The organism is Defluviitalea phaphyphila (genome assembly GCF_001466305.1).
GTDB classification, from domain to species: Bacteria; Bacillota; Clostridia; order Lachnospirales; family Defluviitaleaceae; genus Defluviitalea_A; species Defluviitalea_A phaphyphila.
The window spans coordinates 1-662 of record NZ_JWID01000072.1; the positions used below are offsets into that span (position 1 = coordinate 1).

General features: G+C 23.1%; 1 protein-coding gene. It reads right to left on the reverse strand.

What is annotated here, in order from left to right; all coding sequences use genetic code 11:
- Positions 1 to 218: 218 nt before the first annotated feature.
- Positions 219 to 437: a hypothetical protein gene (locus tag OM90_RS13070; protein ID WP_058487118.1), complete on the reverse strand. Its 219-nt coding sequence runs from the start codon at positions 435 to 437 to the stop codon at positions 219 to 221.
- Positions 438 to 662: the final 225 nt, after the last annotated feature.

Genomic DNA, 662 nt, shown 5'->3' on the forward strand with positions numbered 1-662 from the left:
TGCTATTCCTTCTTTTTTAAATTTACAACAATAATATACTTATTCTCTATTTTACCTAATTTAGGGTTTAAAATCAATTTTAGTATTTTAAACAATAAAACTCCTTTTTGACTTTGTTATTTGAATTACTGTCAAAAAGGAGTTTTTATTTTGATTTAATCATAAATTTTCTTATACTACTAATTCATTTTAATTAAATATTTATACAACAATTAATATTAACTCTCATATTCTACTTTTATTTTCTCAAACCATTCCATAGCAACATCATAAGCAGTTTTAATTGGATCATTAGAATAAACCATATCATACTTGTATTCTGCTTTTAAACTATTCTTTTTAACATCATAAATTAATTTTATTTCTGTAGGCATTGGTCTTTTATATTCATTGCACAGTTTATGTATTTTTTCTATATCTTCATTAATTATATTCATCACAGTTCTCTGTCGTTCTGGTGACGTATCATATCGGAATTTTTCTTCAACATCTATTACATCATTTAGCTTATGCTTTCTAACAATTTTCCCATTAATACAATAGAAAAAATCACTTGAAAGAATTCCTGATTCAAAAGAATATAAATGTCAAGTTAAAAATGTAACTTTTTGATCATTTAAGAATGTAGTTTTTTACTCATTATCCTGTTGAAAATGATCTTT

Excerpts from the sequence above, each read along its gene's own strand:
- OM90_RS13070 (WP_058487118.1), bottom strand. The coding sequence starts at position 437 with ATGAATATAATTAATGAAGATATAGAAAAAATACATAAACTGTGCAAT.